The 18,741-nt window shown below is 34.1% G+C and carries 15 protein-coding genes and 1 pseudogene; 2 read left to right on the top strand and 14 right to left on the bottom strand.

Going from position 1 to position 18,741, the window contains the following annotated elements; translation table 11 throughout:
• Positions 1-49: 49 nt before the first annotated feature.
• A complete protein-coding gene (uvrA, locus tag AD60_RS00525; protein WP_103875924.1) occupies positions 50-2,896 on the top strand; it encodes an excinuclease ABC subunit UvrA in 2,847 nt (948 codons plus the stop codon).
• 27 nt (positions 2,897-2,923) lie between these two features.
• Here the strand turns inward: uvrA and AD60_RS00520 are convergent, their stop codons facing one another.
• The 4 genes and pseudogenes from AD60_RS00520 to AD60_RS00510 all read right to left on the bottom strand — a co-directional run bounded on the left by AD60_RS00520 (position 2,924) and on the right by AD60_RS00510 (position 7,404).
• Positions 2,924-3,700 carry a carboxylesterase gene (locus tag AD60_RS00520; RefSeq protein ID WP_103875923.1) on the bottom strand — a complete coding sequence of 259 codons (777 nt, stop codon included), beginning with the start codon at positions 3,698-3,700 and terminating at the stop codon, positions 2,924-2,926.
• A 31-nt stretch (positions 3,701-3,731) separates the two neighbouring features.
• Positions 3,732-4,556: an ABC transporter ATP-binding protein gene (locus tag AD60_RS10640; RefSeq protein WP_370445625.1), complete on the bottom strand. Its 825-nt coding sequence runs from the start codon at positions 4,554-4,556 to the stop codon at positions 3,732-3,734.
• Positions 4,557-4,643: 87 nt separating this feature from the next.
• A pseudogene (locus tag AD60_RS10635) lies at positions 4,644-5,501 on the bottom strand (ABC transporter ATP-binding protein); the annotation flags it as partial.
• Between the two features lie 172 nt (positions 5,502-5,673).
• Positions 5,674-7,404, bottom strand: a complete 1,731-nt coding sequence (locus AD60_RS00510) for an ABC transporter ATP-binding protein (RefSeq protein WP_233186762.1) — start codon at positions 7,402-7,404, stop codon at positions 5,674-5,676.
• A gap of 281 nt (positions 7,405-7,685) precedes the next feature.
• Here AD60_RS00510 and AD60_RS00505 point away from each other — a divergent pair, with 281 nt between their 5' ends.
• Positions 7,686-8,414, top strand: coding sequence for an MBL fold metallo-hydrolase (locus AD60_RS00505; protein ID WP_158248339.1), 729 nt, complete (start codon positions 7,686-7,688; stop codon positions 8,412-8,414).
• 8 nt (positions 8,415-8,422) lie between these two features.
• Here the strand turns inward: AD60_RS00505 and AD60_RS00500 are convergent, their stop codons facing one another.
• The 10 genes from AD60_RS00500 to AD60_RS00455 form a co-directional block, all read right to left on the bottom strand.
• Positions 8,423-9,061, bottom strand: coding sequence for a hypothetical protein (locus tag AD60_RS00500; RefSeq protein ID WP_103875919.1), 639 nt, complete (start codon positions 9,059-9,061; stop codon positions 8,423-8,425).
• Complete coding sequence (fliY, locus tag AD60_RS00495; protein WP_103875918.1) at positions 9,058-10,182, bottom strand: flagellar motor switch phosphatase FliY; 1,125 nt, start codon at positions 10,180-10,182, stop codon at positions 9,058-9,060. The genes AD60_RS00500 and fliY overlap by 4 nt, the downstream gene beginning before the upstream one ends.
• 1 nt (position 10,183) lies before the next feature.
• Positions 10,184-11,263, bottom strand: a complete 1,080-nt coding sequence (fliM, locus tag AD60_RS00490) for a flagellar motor switch protein FliM (protein ID WP_103875917.1) — start codon at positions 11,261-11,263, stop codon at positions 10,184-10,186.
• An 18-nt stretch (positions 11,264-11,281) separates the two neighbouring features.
• Positions 11,282-11,809 carry a flagellar basal body-associated protein FliL gene (fliL, locus tag AD60_RS00485; RefSeq protein ID WP_103875916.1) on the bottom strand — a complete coding sequence of 176 codons (528 nt, stop codon included), beginning with the start codon at positions 11,807-11,809 and terminating at the stop codon, positions 11,282-11,284.
• Positions 11,810-11,835: 26 nt separating this feature from the next.
• Positions 11,836-12,708, bottom strand: a complete 873-nt coding sequence (locus tag AD60_RS00480; RefSeq protein WP_103875915.1) for a flagellar motor protein MotB — start codon at positions 12,706-12,708, stop codon at positions 11,836-11,838.
• Positions 12,709-12,725: 17 nt separating this feature from the next.
• On the bottom strand, positions 12,726-13,505 hold the full coding sequence (locus AD60_RS00475; protein WP_103875914.1) for a motility protein A: 780 nt from the start codon (positions 13,503-13,505) through the stop codon (positions 12,726-12,728).
• A 69-nt stretch (positions 13,506-13,574) separates the two neighbouring features.
• On the bottom strand, positions 13,575-13,760 hold the full coding sequence (locus AD60_RS00470; RefSeq protein ID WP_103875913.1) for a flagellar FlbD family protein: 186 nt from the start codon (positions 13,758-13,760) through the stop codon (positions 13,575-13,577).
• Between the two features lie 222 nt (positions 13,761-13,982).
• Positions 13,983-16,097 carry a flagellar hook protein FlgE gene (locus AD60_RS00465; protein ID WP_103875912.1) on the bottom strand — a complete coding sequence of 705 codons (2,115 nt, stop codon included), beginning with the start codon at positions 16,095-16,097 and terminating at the stop codon, positions 13,983-13,985.
• A gap of 39 nt (positions 16,098-16,136) precedes the next feature.
• On the bottom strand, positions 16,137-16,799 hold the full coding sequence (locus AD60_RS00460; RefSeq protein WP_103875911.1) for a flagellar hook assembly protein FlgD: 663 nt from the start codon (positions 16,797-16,799) through the stop codon (positions 16,137-16,139).
• Positions 16,792-18,741, bottom strand: a complete 1,950-nt coding sequence (locus AD60_RS00455) for a flagellar hook-length control protein FliK (protein ID WP_103875910.1) — start codon at positions 18,739-18,741, stop codon at positions 16,792-16,794. The genes AD60_RS00460 and AD60_RS00455 overlap by 8 nt, the downstream gene beginning before the upstream one ends.

Below are 18,741 nucleotides of genomic sequence, written 5' to 3'. Positions count from 1 at the left end.
ATATATGTATAAAAAAGGTGAGAATATTTACCTTTCCAGGAGGATATATATGGATAATAAATGGATTAGGATAAAAGGTGCTAGAGAGCATAATTTAAAAAATATAGATGTTGAGATACCTAAGAATACGCTTTCAGTTATTACTGGATTATCTGGTTCAGGGAAATCAACTTTAGCACTTGATACTATATATGCGGAAGGTCAAAGAAGGTATTTGGAATCTGTTTCTTCATATGCAAGACAGTTTTTAGGCAATTTGAAAAAACCCGATGTAGAATTAATAGAAGGGCTTTCTCCTTCAATTGCTATTGAGCAAAAATCTGTAAGTCATAATCCGAGGTCTACGGTAGGTACCATCACAGAGATTTATGATTATATTCGGGTATTGTTTGCAAGGGTTGGCAAGGCTTACTGCCCAAAGTGTAACATACCATTGCAAAGTTCTACAGTGGATGAAATTGTGGATAATATTTTTAGGAATTTTAAAGAGAATGCAAGATTGTATATCTTTGCTCCAATTGCTAAGGAAAAGAAAGGTGAGTTCAAAAAAGAACTACATAACATGAAGATCTCTGGTTTCAAAAGGGTAGAAATTGACGGAGTTATATACGATTTAGATGAGATAGACTCACTTGAAAAGAGTTATAGGCATAATATAAACCTACTTGTTGATAGAGTTAAGTTGAGAAAAGATAATTTTGAAAGAATCTTCGAAGCCGTTGAATTGTCACTTAAAGAAGGTGATGGCTTTGTAGAAATTAGGGAAATGGATAGTGATGAGAACGTCATTTCTTCTCAAACTTTTTCTGAGAATTTAGCTTGCCCTAAATGTGGATATAGTTTTCCAGAAATTAACCCGAAATTGTTTTCATTCAATAGTCCTTATGGTGCATGTTCTGAATGTCATGGATTAGGTTTTAAATTAGAGATTGAACCAGAATATATATTTGATATAAATAAGTCATTAGAGGATGGGGCTGCTTTGAATATGGGGAAGGATACTTTCATGGTGAGCATGATGAAAGATGTTGTTAGAAGTTTGGGAGAGGAGCCATCAAAACCTTTAAAAAACATGCCTTCGAAAGTTTTAAATACCTTGTTGTATGGGACTGACAAAGAAATAAATTTTTCCTTTTCAAAAAGGAATGGGGACAATTATGAATTTACTAGAGAGTTTGAAGGAATGGTGAATTGGTACGAAAGAAGGTACAAGCAAACGGATTCGCGGGATATAAGGGAATGGATTGAAAGGAATTTCATGATTCAAAAGACGTGTCAAGCCTGTAACGGTAAAAGATTGAGGGAAGAGACATTAAGCGTTAAGATCGATGGATACAATATATATGATCTGACAGAAATGCCAATTAGTGAAGTAAAGCTTTTCTTTGATGCCTTGAAACTTACTGATTTTGAAATGGAAATTGCCCACGAACTTCTTAGAGAAATAAATAGAAGGTTAACTTTTTTGATCGATGTCGGACTTGATTATTTGACACTTGGAAGGAATGCAACAACGCTTTCTGGAGGAGAGTCTCAGAGGGTTAGATTGGCCACACAGATAGGATCAGGATTGACAGGGGTGACATATGTCTTGGATGAGCCGACTATAGGGCTTCACCAAAGAGACAACGATAGGTTGATAAATACATTGAAAAAATTGAGAGACCTTGATAATACGGTAATAGTTGTCGAACATGATGAGAACGTAATTAGATCCTCTGATTATATAATAGATCTCGGACTTGGCGCTGGTGTCAACGGCGGAAGAGTGATCTTTCAAGGTCCTACTAGTAAATTGTTAGAGAATTCTAATGGCTCCCTTACAGGGAAATATTTAAGAGGAGAAACAAGAATCAAAATACTTGACAAAAGGCGAGTTGAAAAGAACGGTAGTTTAAAGATAATCGGTGCCAGGCACAACAATTTGAAAAATGTGACGGTTGAGATTCCATTGGGTAAGTTTGTTGTTATAACCGGAGTTTCTGGTTCTGGTAAATCTTCATTGATTATGGATACATTGTATCCAGCTTTACAAAAGGAGCTGTATAATTCTAGGGTGAGACCTGGAGAATATGAAAAGATCGAAGGTTTAAACTACATAGATAGTGTGATCTCTATAGATCAAAGTCCTATTGGTAGAACTCCAAGGAGCAACCCCGCTACATATACTGGAGTATTCGATTATATTCGTGAACTGTTCGCAGCAACACCTGAGGCTAAGATTCGAGGATACGATAAGGGAAGATTTTCCTTCAACGTTAAAGGTGGAAGATGTGAAGCCTGTAAAGGTCACGGTGTTTTGAAGATCGAGATGCAATTCCTGCCTGATGTGTATGTAACCTGTGATGTATGTAAAGGTAAGAGGTACAACAAAGAGACATTGAAGGTGACTTACAGAGGTAAAAATATTTCTGATGTTTTAGATATGACCGTAGATGAAGCTTTGGACTTTTTCAAGAATTTGCCATTAATAAAAAATGTTTTAGAGCTATTGCAAGATGTGGGCTTAGGATACATAAGATTGGGGCAACCTGCAACTACCCTTTCTGGTGGAGAAGCTCAAAGGATTAAATTAACCTCCGAGTTGAGAAAGAAATCCACGGGTAATACCGTTTATATACTCGATGAACCTACTACGGGTCTTCATTTCGAAGATATAAAGAAATTAATAAAAGTTCTCAATATTCTCGTTGAAAAGGGTAATACTGTTATAGTGATAGAACATGAGATGGACATTATAAAAAATGCAGATTACATTATAGACTTAGGTCCAGAAGGTGGAGAAAATGGGGGCTATATTGTAGCTGCAGGCACCCCAGAAGAAATAGCTGAGAGTGGTACTTACACCGGGTACTATTTGCAACAGGTTTTCTCAAAAGAAAGAATTTCAAAGTAGAAATAATTGTGTTGTTTTGTACGTTGACTATTCTTTCTTAAGCCAAGTTATCGTTTGTTCTGCCACTTTTTCTTTTTCGATATCGTTTACAACCACGTGCCCACTTTCTTCCAATATCAGAAATTCGGTTTTTCCTTTAATATTGTTTTCAATAATTTCTTTTACGGAAAAAGGAACTGCTTCATCTTTTTTTGATAGTATTACATAAGTTTTAGATGTAACTTCTGAAAGATTCTTAAGAGCCATTTTTTGCAGTTTATAAAGATCTGCTGCCTTTGAGGGCCAGTCATAATTCCAGTATTGGCTAGCAAGATAAGCAAGCTTTTCGTCATTGAATGTCTGAGGATTTTTTCTTTTTATTTTCTTAACAAAAGCGCCAAAGAATGGAGTTAATTTTATTCTCCAATCTTTTGCTTCTAGTGCAGGAGCAGCTAAAACAATTTTTTCTGGATGAAATTTAGCTGCTAAAAGAGTTGCTATTACACCACCCATAGAGAGGCCTAAAATGTAGACTTTTTGGTGGTAGGTTTTTAAATTAATATAAGAATCTACTGATTTTCTGAGCCAATCTCTCCAATTAGAGTTTAAAAAATCGTTCGAATTCGTGCCATGCCCAGGAAGTCTAGGTATGTAAATAGAATAACCGGATTTATGAATCTGTCTTCCTATGTAGTACATATCATGAGGAGAACCCGTGTAACCGTGTAGAATCAAAACGGCAACATCTGAATCATTTTTTAAATAGAGTTCTTTTGATATAGGTGAAACAGATGTGCTTGGTGGTATATTATCAAAGAAGTTCAAGGTATAAACCCCCTTCATAGTCTGGTTATTATTAGCTATTTTCGAACTGAAGTCTGTAAAGATCGTAATAAATTCCGTGGTTGTTGATAAGTTCTTCATGTCTTCCTTCTTCAACAACTAGCCCTTTATGCACTACTATTATCCTGTTGGAGCTTTTCACAGTCGAAAGTCTGTGTGCAATGGAAATTATGGTTGAACGTTCAGATATTTTATTCAAAGCTTGTTGTATTAAAAATTCAGTTTCTACATCCACGTTTGCTGTTGCTTCGTCTAAAATTATGATCTTTGAATTAAAAAGTACCGCCCTCGTTAAGGCTACCAATTGTCTTTCACCAGATGATAAAGTTCCACCTCTTTCTGTAATGACTGTATAGTAATTTTGGGGCAACCGCGAGATAATTTCATGGGCATATACGGATTTGGCAACCTTTTTTACTTCTTCATCAGGAATGTTTTGATTAAATAATCTCATGTTGTCTAAAATAGTTCCAGAGAACAAGAATACGTCCTGAGGTACAACCGCAATTTTTTTGCGTAATTCGTTTAGATTGTATTCATATAATTCTTTATCGTCTAACAGTATTTTACCACTTTGGTATTTGTAAAGACCACTTATCAATTTAATTATTGTAGTTTTTCCTGAGCCTGTTTCTCCAACTATGGCTATTCTTTCATTAGGATTTATTTTGAAACTTACGCCTTTTAAGACTTCTGTATTTCCATCGTAGGAGAATTTAACGTTTTGAAATTCGACTTTACCTTCTTGAATAGTATCATACTTTTTCCTCCCAAAATCTTCCTGTTCTTGATCAAATATCTTAAAAATTTTTCCAGCTGATGCAAATGCGTTTTGCATTATGTCATACTTTTCTGCTAGGTCAAACAAAGGTCTAAAAAACATATCTATGTAAGAAGTGAAGGCATAGATAGTTCCAAAAGTTGTTTGTCCATCCGTTAATTGCAAGGAACCAAACCAAAGCAAAATACTAATCGTAAAATACTGCAAAAGACTCATCAGGGGTCTAAAGATTGCAAATACATATATTTGTTGCAGATTAGCACGATATACCTTGGTACTCATGTAATCAAATTCCTTTTTCTTTCTTTCTTCTTGATTGAATAATCTTGTAACATTACTTCCAGCTAAATTTTCGGCTAAGTAGGAATTTAAGGCAGATATTCTGGTTCTGACTTTGTCGTAGGCTTTTCTATCAAAATGTCGGAATAACACAACTGAAACGACAATAACTGGGAACATAGACATTGTATACAAGCTTAGTTTAAAGTCTAGGACCATCATTAAAATGATCACCCCAATTATTATGGCTATATCTTTTAGGAAACTTGTTACAACGTCACTGAAGAAATCTGATAAATTTTGGGTATCATTAACTACACGGGTTGTCACTTTGCCTGGAGGATTTTTTTCAAAATATGTATATTTGAGTTTTAATATGTGACTGAATAAGTCTTTTCTAAGATGGAAAATAACCTTTTGGCCAACTACGTTGGCAAAAAAAACTTGACCATAATTTAAAAGAAATTGTCCTACAAGTACTGATATAAAAATAAGGCTAAAAATCTGTATTTTTCGAATAGCTGTGTCAAAGTATTGGGAATATTGTTCCCCTGAGACTTGTATTCTTTCGCCTGTTTGATTGTTAACCATATAATAGTTGTTGTCTCTTTTTTCTAGATTATATGCTCCATTCTCCTGTTCAACAAATTGCGTTCGACTCTCAGGGACCATATCGAACGAATAATTTACATTTATTACATTATCAATCCCATACCGTATGAAAACTGGCAACGCTAACTCTATTATCGTTGCTATAGCCAAAGTTAAAAAGGTCAAAAAAAGGAGTAACTTGTATTTTTTTATATACACCCACAGCCTCAGGAATGTTTTGAGATCGCCTTCGCTTTTTTCTTTTTCTTCTAAAAATATTTCCTCATGAACAGAAGCCATTACTCTACTCCTCCAAATTTTTTTCTATTAATTGTTTCAGGTACATAGAATAGTAAATACCTTCTTGTGAGATTAACTGATTATGATTACCATGTTCAACGATTTGTCCATTGTCGAATACATAGATCTGGTCCGCATTTTTAACCGCTTTGAGCCTGTGAGATATAACAAGGATCGTTTTGCCTTCCGCTTGTTGCCTAAGTGTTTTGATAATTTCTTCTTCGGTCTCTGTATCTACAGCAGAAAGACAATCGTCCAATATTATCCATTTTGATCTTTTGGCTAGAGCTCTTGCTATGGTAACCCTTTGCCTTTGACCACCTGAAAGTGTGGCTCCTCTTTCTCCAACAATTGTGTCGTATTTATTTTCGAAGCTCATTATGTCATCATGTACGTGAGAAAGTTTTGCAAATTCTTCGACTTTGTCTTCCATTTCTTCATTTGCAAAAGCTATATTTTCTCTTATCGTCATTGAAAATAAGAAACTATCTTGTGGTACATACGAAACATAGTCTCTTATAAATTCACCATTCAAACCGTTAATATCCTTACCGTCTAAAAATATCTGTCCTCTTTCAACTGGGTATAGTTTTACAAGGAGCTTAGCTAATGTAGATTTTCCTGAACCTATTCTTCCAACAAAGGCTACCATTTCTCCCGGGTTTATATTCATGTTTATATCCTTCAAAACTTCTCTTTGTGAACCTGGATATTTGAAAGTTAGATGGTTGATTTGATAGTGGCCCTGAAATTCAAAATCTTCTCTTGGGGGTTCTTGAATAGAATTTTTTTGTTCTAAAACTTCATTAACCCTTTTTAAAGAAGCTCTTCCTCTTTGTATTAGGTTGATTAAGTTTCCAACCGCCATCATTGGCCATATCAACATTCCGATATATTGATTTGTCATTATGAAGTCTCCAAGGGTTATCTGGTTGTTTATTACCATGGGCCCACCAAAATTGAAAACAAAAATAGTCGCTAATTGTCCTACTAACATTGCTAAGGGAAACATCAATCCCCAAACTTTTACCAAGCGGATGTAAGAATTATAGAACTCTTGAGACTTGTTGTCAAATAACTCTTGCATCGTATCATAGTTAGAATATAACTTTACAACATCCACGCCAGAGACGTTTTCTTCGGTTATATTAGATAACTCAGAAGTTTTTTCTTGTAATTCTCTGAATCTTCTGTGAATGAATCTTCCAAAAAAGAGTGATATAATTGCTATTAAAGGAAGAGGCAGTACCGATATAAAGGTCAATCTCCAATTCACAAAAGTACCCATTGCAAAAACGGTCAAGGTTGTCAACACTATTGTATCAACAAGCATTATAACCAGAATTCCCAGCATACGCATCAACGTAGAAACATCAGAAGTGAACCTAGTCATCAAATCTCCAGTTCTCCATTTGTCGAAAAAATCTTGGTCTAAACCGATGATATGGTCGAACATTTTTTTCCATGTTTGATATTCAAAAAGTCTAGCGGCTCCAATAATTGAAATTCTCCAAAAAACTCTGCCAATTCCTAATCCTAAAGTTAACATGATTATTCCAAAGATCAGTGTTTTAACTTGATTAAGGTTCGGAGATTGAGTGTTTAGTATATCTACTATGCTTCCAATTTCTCTTGGAATAAATAGTTGAATAATGTCAACAATTATGAGAAAGAGAATCCCGATGAGGTATCTCCACCAGTACTTTTTTAAAAACTCTTTAATCAAAAGACTCACCGTCCCAAATTGATTAGTATTCCTAACAAAATTATATCACTTGGTTCAAGGAATATCAATTTTTTTTATAGAAAAAATATAATAGAACTTAAAAAATAATAAGATGATGGGTTGCAAAATGGGGCGATAAAATTTTTTGTCGTAATGGGTTGGGAGTGTTTGCCGCAGTGTGCACACAATGTTTTTAAATGGTTTTGATCTTGAATTTGGGGTTTTTAAGGGGCAACCCCCTTAACGTTCGGCAAAGGGGAGCTAACTGTTTACTTTTAGAGGTGATTTGTATGTTCGAAAGTTACGATAACGTTTACAATTTTTGGTTTGTAAATGGCGCAAGCTCTGTTACATTTTTGGAGTATGATGATGGATTGATAGCCTTCGATAGCTCTCTTTATCCAAGAAAATTTGAAGATATGGTCAAAATAGTTGAAGAGCGTACTTCAAAAAAATTAAAAAAGGTTTTTTTCACTCATTTTCACCCTGACCACACTTTTGGAGCTGTTTTTAGTAAACGCAAATTTGATCTGTATATGAACAAAAAAACGTTGGATTTTCTTAATACCTTGGATGCCACTTTTCTTAAAGAAAGTTCAAAGATTGCTGACTATAATTTTAACAATTTCAAAGAGGCTTTAAGAGAAAAAGATATCGTCATTTTTGAAAATTCTATTTTTCTTCTCCTAAGAGACCAAATTTTATCAGCAGAAAATATTGGTGGACATACTTTAGATTCAACAATCTATATCCTTAAACCGCAAGGATATTTGATAAGTGGTGATCTCGTATTTTCTAAGGTACACGCAGAAATACTCAATTCAAATGTTGATGAATGGATATCTAGATTAAATAACTTATCTTCCTTAGATATAGAAACTGTTTTTCCAGGACATGGGAAGCCAGAAAGCAAAAAGGTCCTAAAAGAACAACTAACCTATTTAAAAAGGAAGAAAAACGGAGAGAATTTGGAAAAAAGGTACGCAGATTACTCCCTGTCAGATTTAGCTCATTTATAGCAAAATTATCAAGATAACAGAACTTTTTTCAGTTCGGCATCTGCTTCTTCATCAGACAGAGGTCTTATTTCTTTGATGTTTATTATGATCTTTTTATTCTCTTGAGAATTCAAAATTTCTAGCTTTTCAAGAATTTTTATATTTTCAAAAGGTTTAAAATAGTAAATATTGAATTTGGTAAAGTCTATATTAACCAGTTTTAAGAAATTTCTGGTTTTTGGGAGGTACTCTTGAATTTCATAAACACCTTCTTCTATGACTATTACATCAAAATTTTCTGGATTAAAAAAAGGTAGGAATGATGAAATTAAATCAGGAATAGTAGCTGTACGTATAGATATTTGATCGTATTCATCTACTTCCTCACGAATATTTGTGTAAAAAACTGACTCGAAAAAATCGTAACAATAATAAATATCTTTAAATAAAGATGGTTTTTCGAAGGAAAAAATTAAATATCTGTTGTCAATATATCTTAGTTCCGCAGAAATTTCTTTACTCTCAGTTATTTGAAACTGAATATCAACTTCAAATTTTAATTTTTTGTATCCCAAATAACTCTCTAATAGGCTTTCTAAGTTTGGTTGTGCATAAATGAATGTGGAAAAAGCAAGAAAAGAAAAAAGTAAATATTTCTTAATTGTCATTTCAAAGTTTTCATCCTTTCTCTCAATGAGACGATTTCTGTTACCCTAATTCCAAAATTCTCATCGATAACCACGACTTCGCCTCTGGCAATTAATCTTCCATTGGCATATATATCCAAAGGTTCCCCAGCCAGCTTATTTAACTGTATCAAAGAACCTTCATGCAACTCTAAGATCTCTCTAAGATTTAACTTGGTTGATCCTAACTCAACTTTTAGTTCTAAAGGGACGTCAAGCAAAAGTTCCAACTTTGATAGATCTATATTTGGGGAAATAGGCTCCTCCTTTTTTTCAAATTCACCAAATTCTACTGGTTGAACCTTGACTTTTTTTTCTTTGATCACGTTAGAATTGCTTTTTTCTTTTACATTGGAACTTTTTGAGCTTTCTTCGCTCACTGTAATCTTACCAAAAGTTTTCTCCATAAGTTCTCTAATTTTTTGAGCAAATTTCATTGGTATAAATTGCCAGAACGTTGTCTCAGCTATTCCATTGATTTTCATGTTGAACTTTATTGAGATAACATAGGCTTCTTTGTCTGTTTCTATTGGAGGAAACTCAATATTGGGATCTGAAAAGTTCATTACCTTAGTATTGGGTGGGGAAATATCGATATTTGTTTTTAGAAAATCCGATAAAGCAGTTGAAGCTGTACCCATCATTTGATTCACTGCTTCAGAAACAGCGCTTAAACTAATATCATCTAATTCTCTTTCTTCGATATTTTCTAGATCTTTTCCTAGCATTAAGTCTGCTATTATATTAGTTAAATTCAAAGGTAAAACTAACGTGTTCAAACCATACAAACCTCTTTTGTACTCTACTGTAACAATAACATTTTCACCTTCAAAATTGGTTGAGATATTTTTAAATTTAATAATATCTGTTTGGGGATATTGGATTTCTATCTTTCTTCTTAGTAAAGTTGAAAGGGTTGTTGCCCCAGAACCCATTGTGATATTTGCAATTTCACCCATCATATCCAAAAGTGGATCTAATTTTTCATTCACAGTTGCGGCTTCCTCGCCTTCTTTTTGTTCTGGATCATCGGAGTTATTTATTCCTTTTAATAATGAATCTAATTCGTTTTGATTTAAAAATCGATCTTCATTTTCAGGCATTTTATTCATCTCCTGTTTTTTCTGTATCTTCACCTTTTTCAGAAGGATCTTGCTTTTTTGTCTTTTTTTTCATACTTTCTTCGACAAGAAGTCTTTCTAAAAGCTCTCTATTTTTGTCAACTATCTTTACACTGTAAAAACCTTTGCTCTTACCTACATTTACTTTGAATATAGGTCTTTCTTCAATTTCCAAATCTATTGGCTCATCGTAAAAAGAATCTAATCGGATTACATCACCAACTTCAAGGTTCAAAAAATCGTTTAAATATATCTCTGTTTTGCCAAGTATGACGGATAAATTTAACTTTGAAAGTAGTAAAGTTTGTCTTAGATTCTCTTTAAATTCTTCGGTGTGTCTGTAAAAGGTAGTCCACATTCTTGTTGACAATTTATCGTTCAAAGGTTCCAACGAAGATGACGGGAAACAAAGATTAACAAATCCTTGTACGTTTTTTATCGTAACGGACAGCGTTATAAGAATTGTCATCTCATTTGAAGGCGCAACTTGAACAAATTGGGGATTAGTTTCCAAATTTTCTAAATTGGCGTCAAACTCCTCTATGTTTGACCAAGATTTTGATAGCATTCTTAACATAACTGAAGCTTCTTTTCTTAAAATGTTCGTTTCTATCTCAGTAGGGGATCGCATCTCTTCAAGAGTGTTCCCCGAACCGCCTAAAAGTCTGTCTATTATGACGTATCCTAAGTCTAAGCCCATTTGCAAAATAGCGCTTCCTGAAAAAGCTTCGGACGAAAAAATAACGATAAACGTGGGCGAGTTCAAAGATTTTTGAAATTCTGAAAAAGTAATTTGATCAATACTAGCATATTTTACATCAACAAAAGTTCTACATCTGCCTGAAAGATAAGTAGATAGCTCTCTCGCAAAACTTTCATGGATTAATTGTAGAGTTCTTAGTTGCTCTCTGGAAAACTTCATTGGTCTTCTAAAATTGTAATCTTTGATTCTTCTTTCTTCTTCTTGATATTCTTCAAGAACTTCTTCGGCAGTCTCGCCAGAACTCATTGATTTTAAAATGCTATCTATTTCTTCCTGTGTAAGGGCTTCATCTTCAGGCATACAAACACCTCTTTTTCATTATTGACTAGTTGTTATGGTCATTATAATCATAGTCACTTTTATAACTCCCAAACTTTTCCTTTCACCAGTAAATCCCAGCATTTCATTTATAGAATCTTTAATTTGTTTCTTAGTTAACTCTATACCCTGTGGAGTTGATAGCTCACTTCGTGTTTTATTCATAAATATCATTCGTATAGCCTCTAATACCTCTAAGCGATTGGAAGTTATTAAATCTCTTGCCTGATTACTTCCAACATCTAACTGTAAAGAATCTACAACGGCAATATCGTATCCTCCTTTTAACATCATAGTATATCTGGAACCTTCCATAATTAATACCACTCTAGCAGGAGTTGTGGAGGATACTTGTGATGATTGATCAGAACTTGAAGAAACATTTGATGTTAAGATTCTCACTATAAAAAAGGACGTAATTCCCGATATTATCAAAGCAACAACTATGACTATTATTAAAGTCATTAAAAAAGATGACCTCGATTTTCTACTTTTTCCTTCTTCTGAATTTATATTTTCATTTTCCAAAATCTTTCGCCTCCGCTTTGTTGCATTTATCTTACCCTTTGTCTTAGTATAAGAATATCTATTCTTCTGTATTTTTGTCTTAATTCATACAATTTTGTATTGTATTCGCTTTCTAGTTCTTTTTCAATTTGCTGCAACTGAGCAGAATTTATTTCTCCTTTTGTGAATTGATCTAAAGCAAGGGATTTTCGTGAGTTAATTTCTGAACTCAGCAGGGTGATTTGTTTCATTATTTCACTATCTCCCAGACCAATTGGGAAGAACCTATCTGAATTGTAAAAATAATCTATATCAAACTGTCCAGAATTGATCTCAGGCATCTTTTCTACTAACCTTCTATTTTTCAACTCTCCAGTAAAAAAACTAACTACACTTGCTGCTCTGGCTGAACTCAAATGCCAATTAGAAGGATATACACTTGAAGGTAAAACTGGTCGATCATCCGTAAAACCATAAACTTCGATAGCGTTAGATGTGTGCTCTAATATTATTGTACCTATCCTATACAACAGCTCTTTTGCTTCGGCGGTTAATTCAGCACTACCCGTTCTAAAAAAGGCAAAGTCTTTCATAGATATTATCGTCCCTTTATCTGTGTCCTCAATAGTAATTTTTCCCTTATATCTTTCGTCTTCTATAATTTTTAATAATTCTTGCCTAATTCCAGGATTAGAAGTAATCAACGGTTCTTCGGAAATACTTCTTCCACCTACTAGTATCCCAATTGGTTGGCCTTCAAATATACTTTGTAAACTAACAACCGCCTGTTGAAATTTTCCAGGTGATATAGTTGCCATAGAAAACAAAGCGATAAACATTGTCAACAACAAAGTAGTCATATCGCTGAAAGTTGTCATCCATTTGGCTTCACCTTTTTTCTCTCTTTTCTTTCTGGGCATAAAATATCACCTCTAAATTACAAAACAGCTTCACCTTTTTCTGCCTCATAGGTACTTCTTTCTTCTTCACTGAGAAATGCCTTAAGTTTTTCTTCCATCAAATGTGGATTTTCTCCTTGTACTATCGATAGTATACCTTCCAACATCATTCGCATTTGATTGATATTTTTATCCACCCTTTTTTTTAGTTTTTCAGCAGGTGGTAGAGCGATGGTATTTGCAATAAGAGCACCGTATAACGTTGTAATAAGAGCAAGAGACATCCTTGGGCCAATAGTTGTCGGATCACTGAGAGTATCTAACAATAAAACTAATCCTATCAAAGTTCCTATCATACCAAAGGCCGGAGCCATGGCTCCCCAGGTGTCCAAAACTGAGATCTTATCTTCTTCAGTTTCTTGGTACATGTCCATTTTCACTTCTAATATCTTTTTTATTTCTTCTGGATCCGTACCATCAACGGCGGCTCTCAAACCGTCTCTTAAAAATTCACTTTGAACACTTGCTAAATCTTCTTCTAAAGATATCATTCCGTCACGTCTTGCTTTTTCAGAAAACGAGTACAAGGTTCTTAAGGTTTCAAGGTTGTCTATCTTAGGATTTTTAAAAGATTCAATGATAATATTAAACATTTTAAAAGACCTTGAACTTGGATGAGCAATGAAAGTTGCACCAATAGATCCCAACACGGTTATAAAAAAAGAAGGAATATCTATTAAAGTTGTAAATTCACTTCCTGTACCCACTACTATTGCAACTATTGCTAAAGATAATCCGATTATTGTTGATATATCCACAACTATCCCACCTCTTGCTTTACACTATTTCACTCATAAAAAGGTTGCACAAAATTTATAATGCTTACTTTATTTGCCAAAAATCTCTTTATTTAATTCTACCACTTTTTTATTAACTTCTTCAATACTTTCTTTAACGACGTAAACATGTCCGTTCATCATTGTTATTGTCGTATCAGGGTGACACTCTATTTTTTCAATTTGATAAGGGTTTATATAAAATTCTTCATCGTTTAATTTTGTGAGTTTAATCATCTTAACCTCCAAATATTATTCACTTTAGAAATCCTAAAACTTGCTTTACCGCCCCTTCGCCCAAACGTTAAGGGGTAAACCCCTTAAGATCCCCAAATTCAAAATCATACTTTATTAAAAAACCTTTTTGCATAAGACTGCAAAATGCGTAGCAAACAAAATTTTGGAAAACATATCTAAAGCATTGCAAACAAACCATTTTGCACAGTTCGGCAAAAATAATTATCTCTTGATGTTTACAAGCTCGTTAAGGATCGCATCTGCCGTGGTTATACTTCTTGAATTTGCTTGAAATCCTCTTTGAGCAATGATCATGTTGGTGAACTCTTCTGCCAAATCTACATTCGACATTTCTAAAGCCCCTGGATTAATACTTCCTCTTCCTCCAACACCAGAGACACCTATTTGCGGAAGTCCACTGTTTGAGCTCATAACGTACATAGAGTTACCTATAGCTGATAAACCTTCAGGGTTGTTAAAAGTGGCTAGAGCTACTTGTCCTAATGGGGCTGTTAAGCCGTTTGTGAAAGATCCTATAATCTGTCCATTGGTGTTTATAGCAAAAGACTCTAAGGTTCCTTGAGAGTTTCCATCTTGTTCAATAACAGCTATGGAATTTTCTGCAAAAAACTGAGAAAGTTCTTGAAAATTAATCGAAACGTTAACAGGGCCCGCACCAGCCGCTGATTGAGGGTCTACACTTGGATTTAAAGCAGCGCCCCGCTGAGCTGGGTCGAACCAGAAACCCGCTGCTCCATCGTTACCATCTCCGATAGTTTGATCTATGGTACCATCAGTTTTGACTCTCCATTGAGTGGCAGCTATGTTACCGTTTGAATCAAAAGCTATAACTCCTTCGGCGGGATCATTGAGTAATTGACCATCAGCGGTACTTTTATACAATGGGGTGCCGTCTTCTAACTCTGCCTTCCAATACCAAGTGTTAGCATCTATTTTTGTGAATTTTAAATAAGTATTGTAAGGGTTACCTAAAGAATCGTATACAACTGTGGATGTTGTTACAGATGGGCTGATATAGTTAGCTTCTGAAAAGTTGGTTGGATTGTTAAGATCGGTGAATCTTATAGCTCCTCCTGAAGGTGGTTGAATCATTTCTCTGACCGATTTTAAATTAGGAAAAGACTGAACGTCAATAGTATCAGTATCAGAGGCACCGGTTAAACGTAACCCTGTGAGGGTATGTCCAGACCCATCATCTATTCCAGTTGTTAGTAAATTGTTGAATTCACCAACTGTATTCCCAGTTGCAGTTCCAGTAAAATCTACTTGGGAACCATCGATATTCAAAGTTATTGTTAGATTTCCAGAACCATCAAAACTAATATCAATATCTTCTGGATCATAATAAACCGTTTCTCCCGTTGTATTATCTGTAACTCTAATGCTTCCTGTGAGAGTTGCGGGGGTCCCGGATGTAGTTACAGTGACAGGATCGCCATTAGTATCCACTATTTCACCGTTTATGTCGTATATAGAAATCTTACTTTCTACTAGTGGATCTCCGCCTCCATCGTAATTAACCCAATTAATTACATTTCCTGTGTCGTCAAGCTCTACTTTTCCACTAATTTGGGTAGTTGAAGTTAAAGCGCCCGAACCATCATCAACTGCAAATTTGTAATCAGAACCAACTACACTTGCCGTCCAATTGTAAACATTTTTATCCTTGTTGTTTTGACTCATATCTCTTTTGAAAGAAAACTTGACGGGTATATTTTCACCTGTTGTACTCTTAACCACAATTGTTGTGTCCTGAATACCTGCACCTGCATTTAAATTATGTGCAAGTCTGACAAAAGATGTTTGTTTTGCCGCCATTACTTGTCCACTAGATACTTGGATATCTCCTATAGGATCGTTGGTGTCAATAATTCTTTTTCCTTCTTGATCGATTTTTGCTGTCCAACCTTGTAATTTCATACCAGATGCAGGATCTACAAAGAATCCGTTGTAATCTCTAGTAAAGTTGCCAGCCCGTGTATAGTATTGACCTGTTCCGTCTGAGAGTATAAAAAAGCCTTCCCCTTGGATCATTAGGTCGGTAGCTTTACCTGTAGACATAGGAGAACCTTGTGTCATTAATTTGTCTATAGAAGCTAATCGAGAGCCTAAGCCAATTTGCATAGGGTTTGTTCCACCCAGTTGGTTTTGTGGTGCGTTTCCTGCACTTAATGTTTGAAAAAGAGTTGTTTGAAATGTTGCCCTTGAACCTTTGTAGCCTACTGTATTAACGTTAGCGATATTGTTTGCAACTATATCGAGTTGATCCTGAAAATTCCTTAAACCTGTGATTCCAGAGTACATTGATCTGAGCATGTTATACTCCTCCTATCTAGTCGTATTGATAATCAAAATTTAGGCGCTAATTTCATTCACTACTGAATAAGGATACATTTCACCGTTGATAAGTAGGTAAAGTTCATTGTCTAAGAACTTCACTGCTTCGACAGTTCCACTTTTTACACCGGTATTTGCTACCAATTGGCCATTTTCTACGGTGTAAATCCCATAAAGATATTCTCCATCAGGCATCATAGTTCCATCGTTGTTTCTTCCGCTCCAAACATATGAGTGTAACCCTGCTTCCTGCACGCCCAAATCTTCTGTGTAAATTACTTGTCCCTTTGAATCATAAATCTCTAAATATACTTGGGAGCTGTTATTTAATCCATAGTTTAATCCTTCTGCTACCCCACTTTGCAAGTCAATCGTGTTGTCATTCACCACAACGGTTTTTCCTATCAAGCTTGCAGCTTGCAATTTATTGAGTGACATTTGGAAGTTAACCATTTCTTGAATTGCTTGGCTCATATTTGTTATTTGTTCAGTGGTAGATAATTGGGAAAGTTGAGCTACAAGATCTTTGTTTTCCATCGGTTGAGTCGGATCTTGGTTTTGTAATTCTGCAACCAACAGTTGTAAAAAAGCTTCTTTGTCTAATTCTTTTTTTATTTCTCTGCCTTTTTTTGCTTCATAGGTACTTTGATATATAGAATCCATCGATACTGAGTTAAACACTCACATCACTCCTTAAATAATCATCAAAGGTGTAGTAAGTTCCTTCTTTTGGCTGATCGTCATTCTGGTTATCTTCATCGTATTTTTTCTGCTCTTGCTCTTGTTGATGTTGTTTATTTTGATCGGCTAAATAATGTTCTTCTTGTGTGACATTCACTTTTATATTGATGGGTTGGTATCCTTCATCCCTTAAATTTCCAATTAAAGACTGTAATGTTTTTGATATAATATTTTTTGCATTTTCTGTTTCCGTTGATATATTAACAGTTACAGCTTGCCCGTTTTTTAAGATTTGAATATCCACTTTTCCTAAGTCTGGAGGAGATATTTTGACTGAGAAACTTTCGTTTAAAAAAGTTTGAGTGTTTTTAGAGATAATTACTTCCTTTATTTGAACGTTTAAATCTTTTAGATTGGTTTCAGGGATACCGTCTTGTATACTATTTTTATTGATTTGTAGAGATTTTAAATCTATTTCATTAGTACTTTGATTGGTTTTTAGTTGTTCGATATTTAAATTCTTACTGACGTCTCCTAAATTGCTGGTTGGTATAAGTTTTACTGTATTATCTTTTTGTAATTCAGAGTTTTTATCTTTATTGATGTTGTTTTTTCTGGTTTCATATGGATCAAAATACACATTTTTTCCAAAGTTGTTTTTTGTATTTAAAAGATCTGATTTTTGATCAAATTCCATTGATTTTATGAAATTATTATTCTCAATTTTATTATTCTTTGTTTTATCAGTGTTTCCCTTAATCAAGGAATTGGTTATGAGAGTTGCTTCTTCAATTAGGTTTGACGAAGAATTTCCCATCTTTGAATTATTGTTGGTATTTATACCAAGAGCAGTTTTAATTATATTTAATTCATCAGGTGTAAACTCTGTTTTAAAAGATGAGAGTATTTTTTGAGCTTGCTCTAATGTATTGATTTCATCTTTGTTTTCTATATTTTTTGAGCTTTCTTGTATTGTGGATAATAATTTTTGGATATCAGAGTTGACAATCTGACCAGCTTCTTGTGAACCTTTTGATTGTAGGTTGTTTTGTGACAAAGTGGAGGGGGTTTCTTCTATAGATTTAGAATGCTTGATTAAGCCTACTAAAGGTATTTCACTATTACTAGCTTTACTTTCTTTCATGATAATACTAAAAGCTTTTTGCAATACCTCTTTATCTTCTTCTGTGAGTTCAGTTTTTGAAGAAATTAGAATTTTCTGAGCTTGCTCTAATGTATTGATTTCATTTTTGTTTTCTATACTTTTTGAAGTTTTTTCTATTAACTGTAATAATTTTTGAATGTCTGGGCTGACAATCTGATTTGTTTCTTGTGAACCATTTGAATGTATGTTGTTTTGCGACAGAGTGGAGGGGGTTTCATCTATGAATTTAGAATGCTTGATTAAGCCTTCTAAATGTATTTCGGTATTACTAGCTCTTTCTTTAATGATAATGTTAAAAGCTTTTTGTAATACCTCTATGTCATCCTCTGTAAACTCTGTTTTAGAGGAGGATAATATTTTTTGTGCTTGAATTAATAATTCCTTTTTATCTATGTTTTTAGCGTTTTTGATAGAAGTCTCTATGAGTAATAGTAATTGATCGACATCCAATTTGATGTTTTTGTTTTTTTTAGTGTTTGAAATTATTAAATCTTTCGAATCATTCACATTCAATGTGACTAATAAATTATTATTTGATTTTTCAATAGTTTTAATTAAAAGTTCGTTAGAACCGTTGTTTTTTTTATTATTTTTTAATACTTCTTTTTCTGGCATTGGAGAGTTTTTAAAACCGAGATTTTCTTCTATGTTGCTAAAGATATCTTGAAGTTTTTGATCGAAGGATTCCAATTTAGCATTAGATGCATATGTAGTAAAATTATTAATATTATTAGATTTAGGTAAATTTGTTATAAGATCAGTTAAGGCAATGTTCAA

This window comes from Petrotoga sp. SL27, from assembly GCF_002924605.1.
Lineage (GTDB): Bacteria > Thermotogota > Thermotogae > Petrotogales > Petrotogaceae > Petrotoga > Petrotoga sibirica.
Note: the sequence above shows the minus strand (reverse complement) of the source record. Positions and strands in the feature narration are given on the sequence as shown.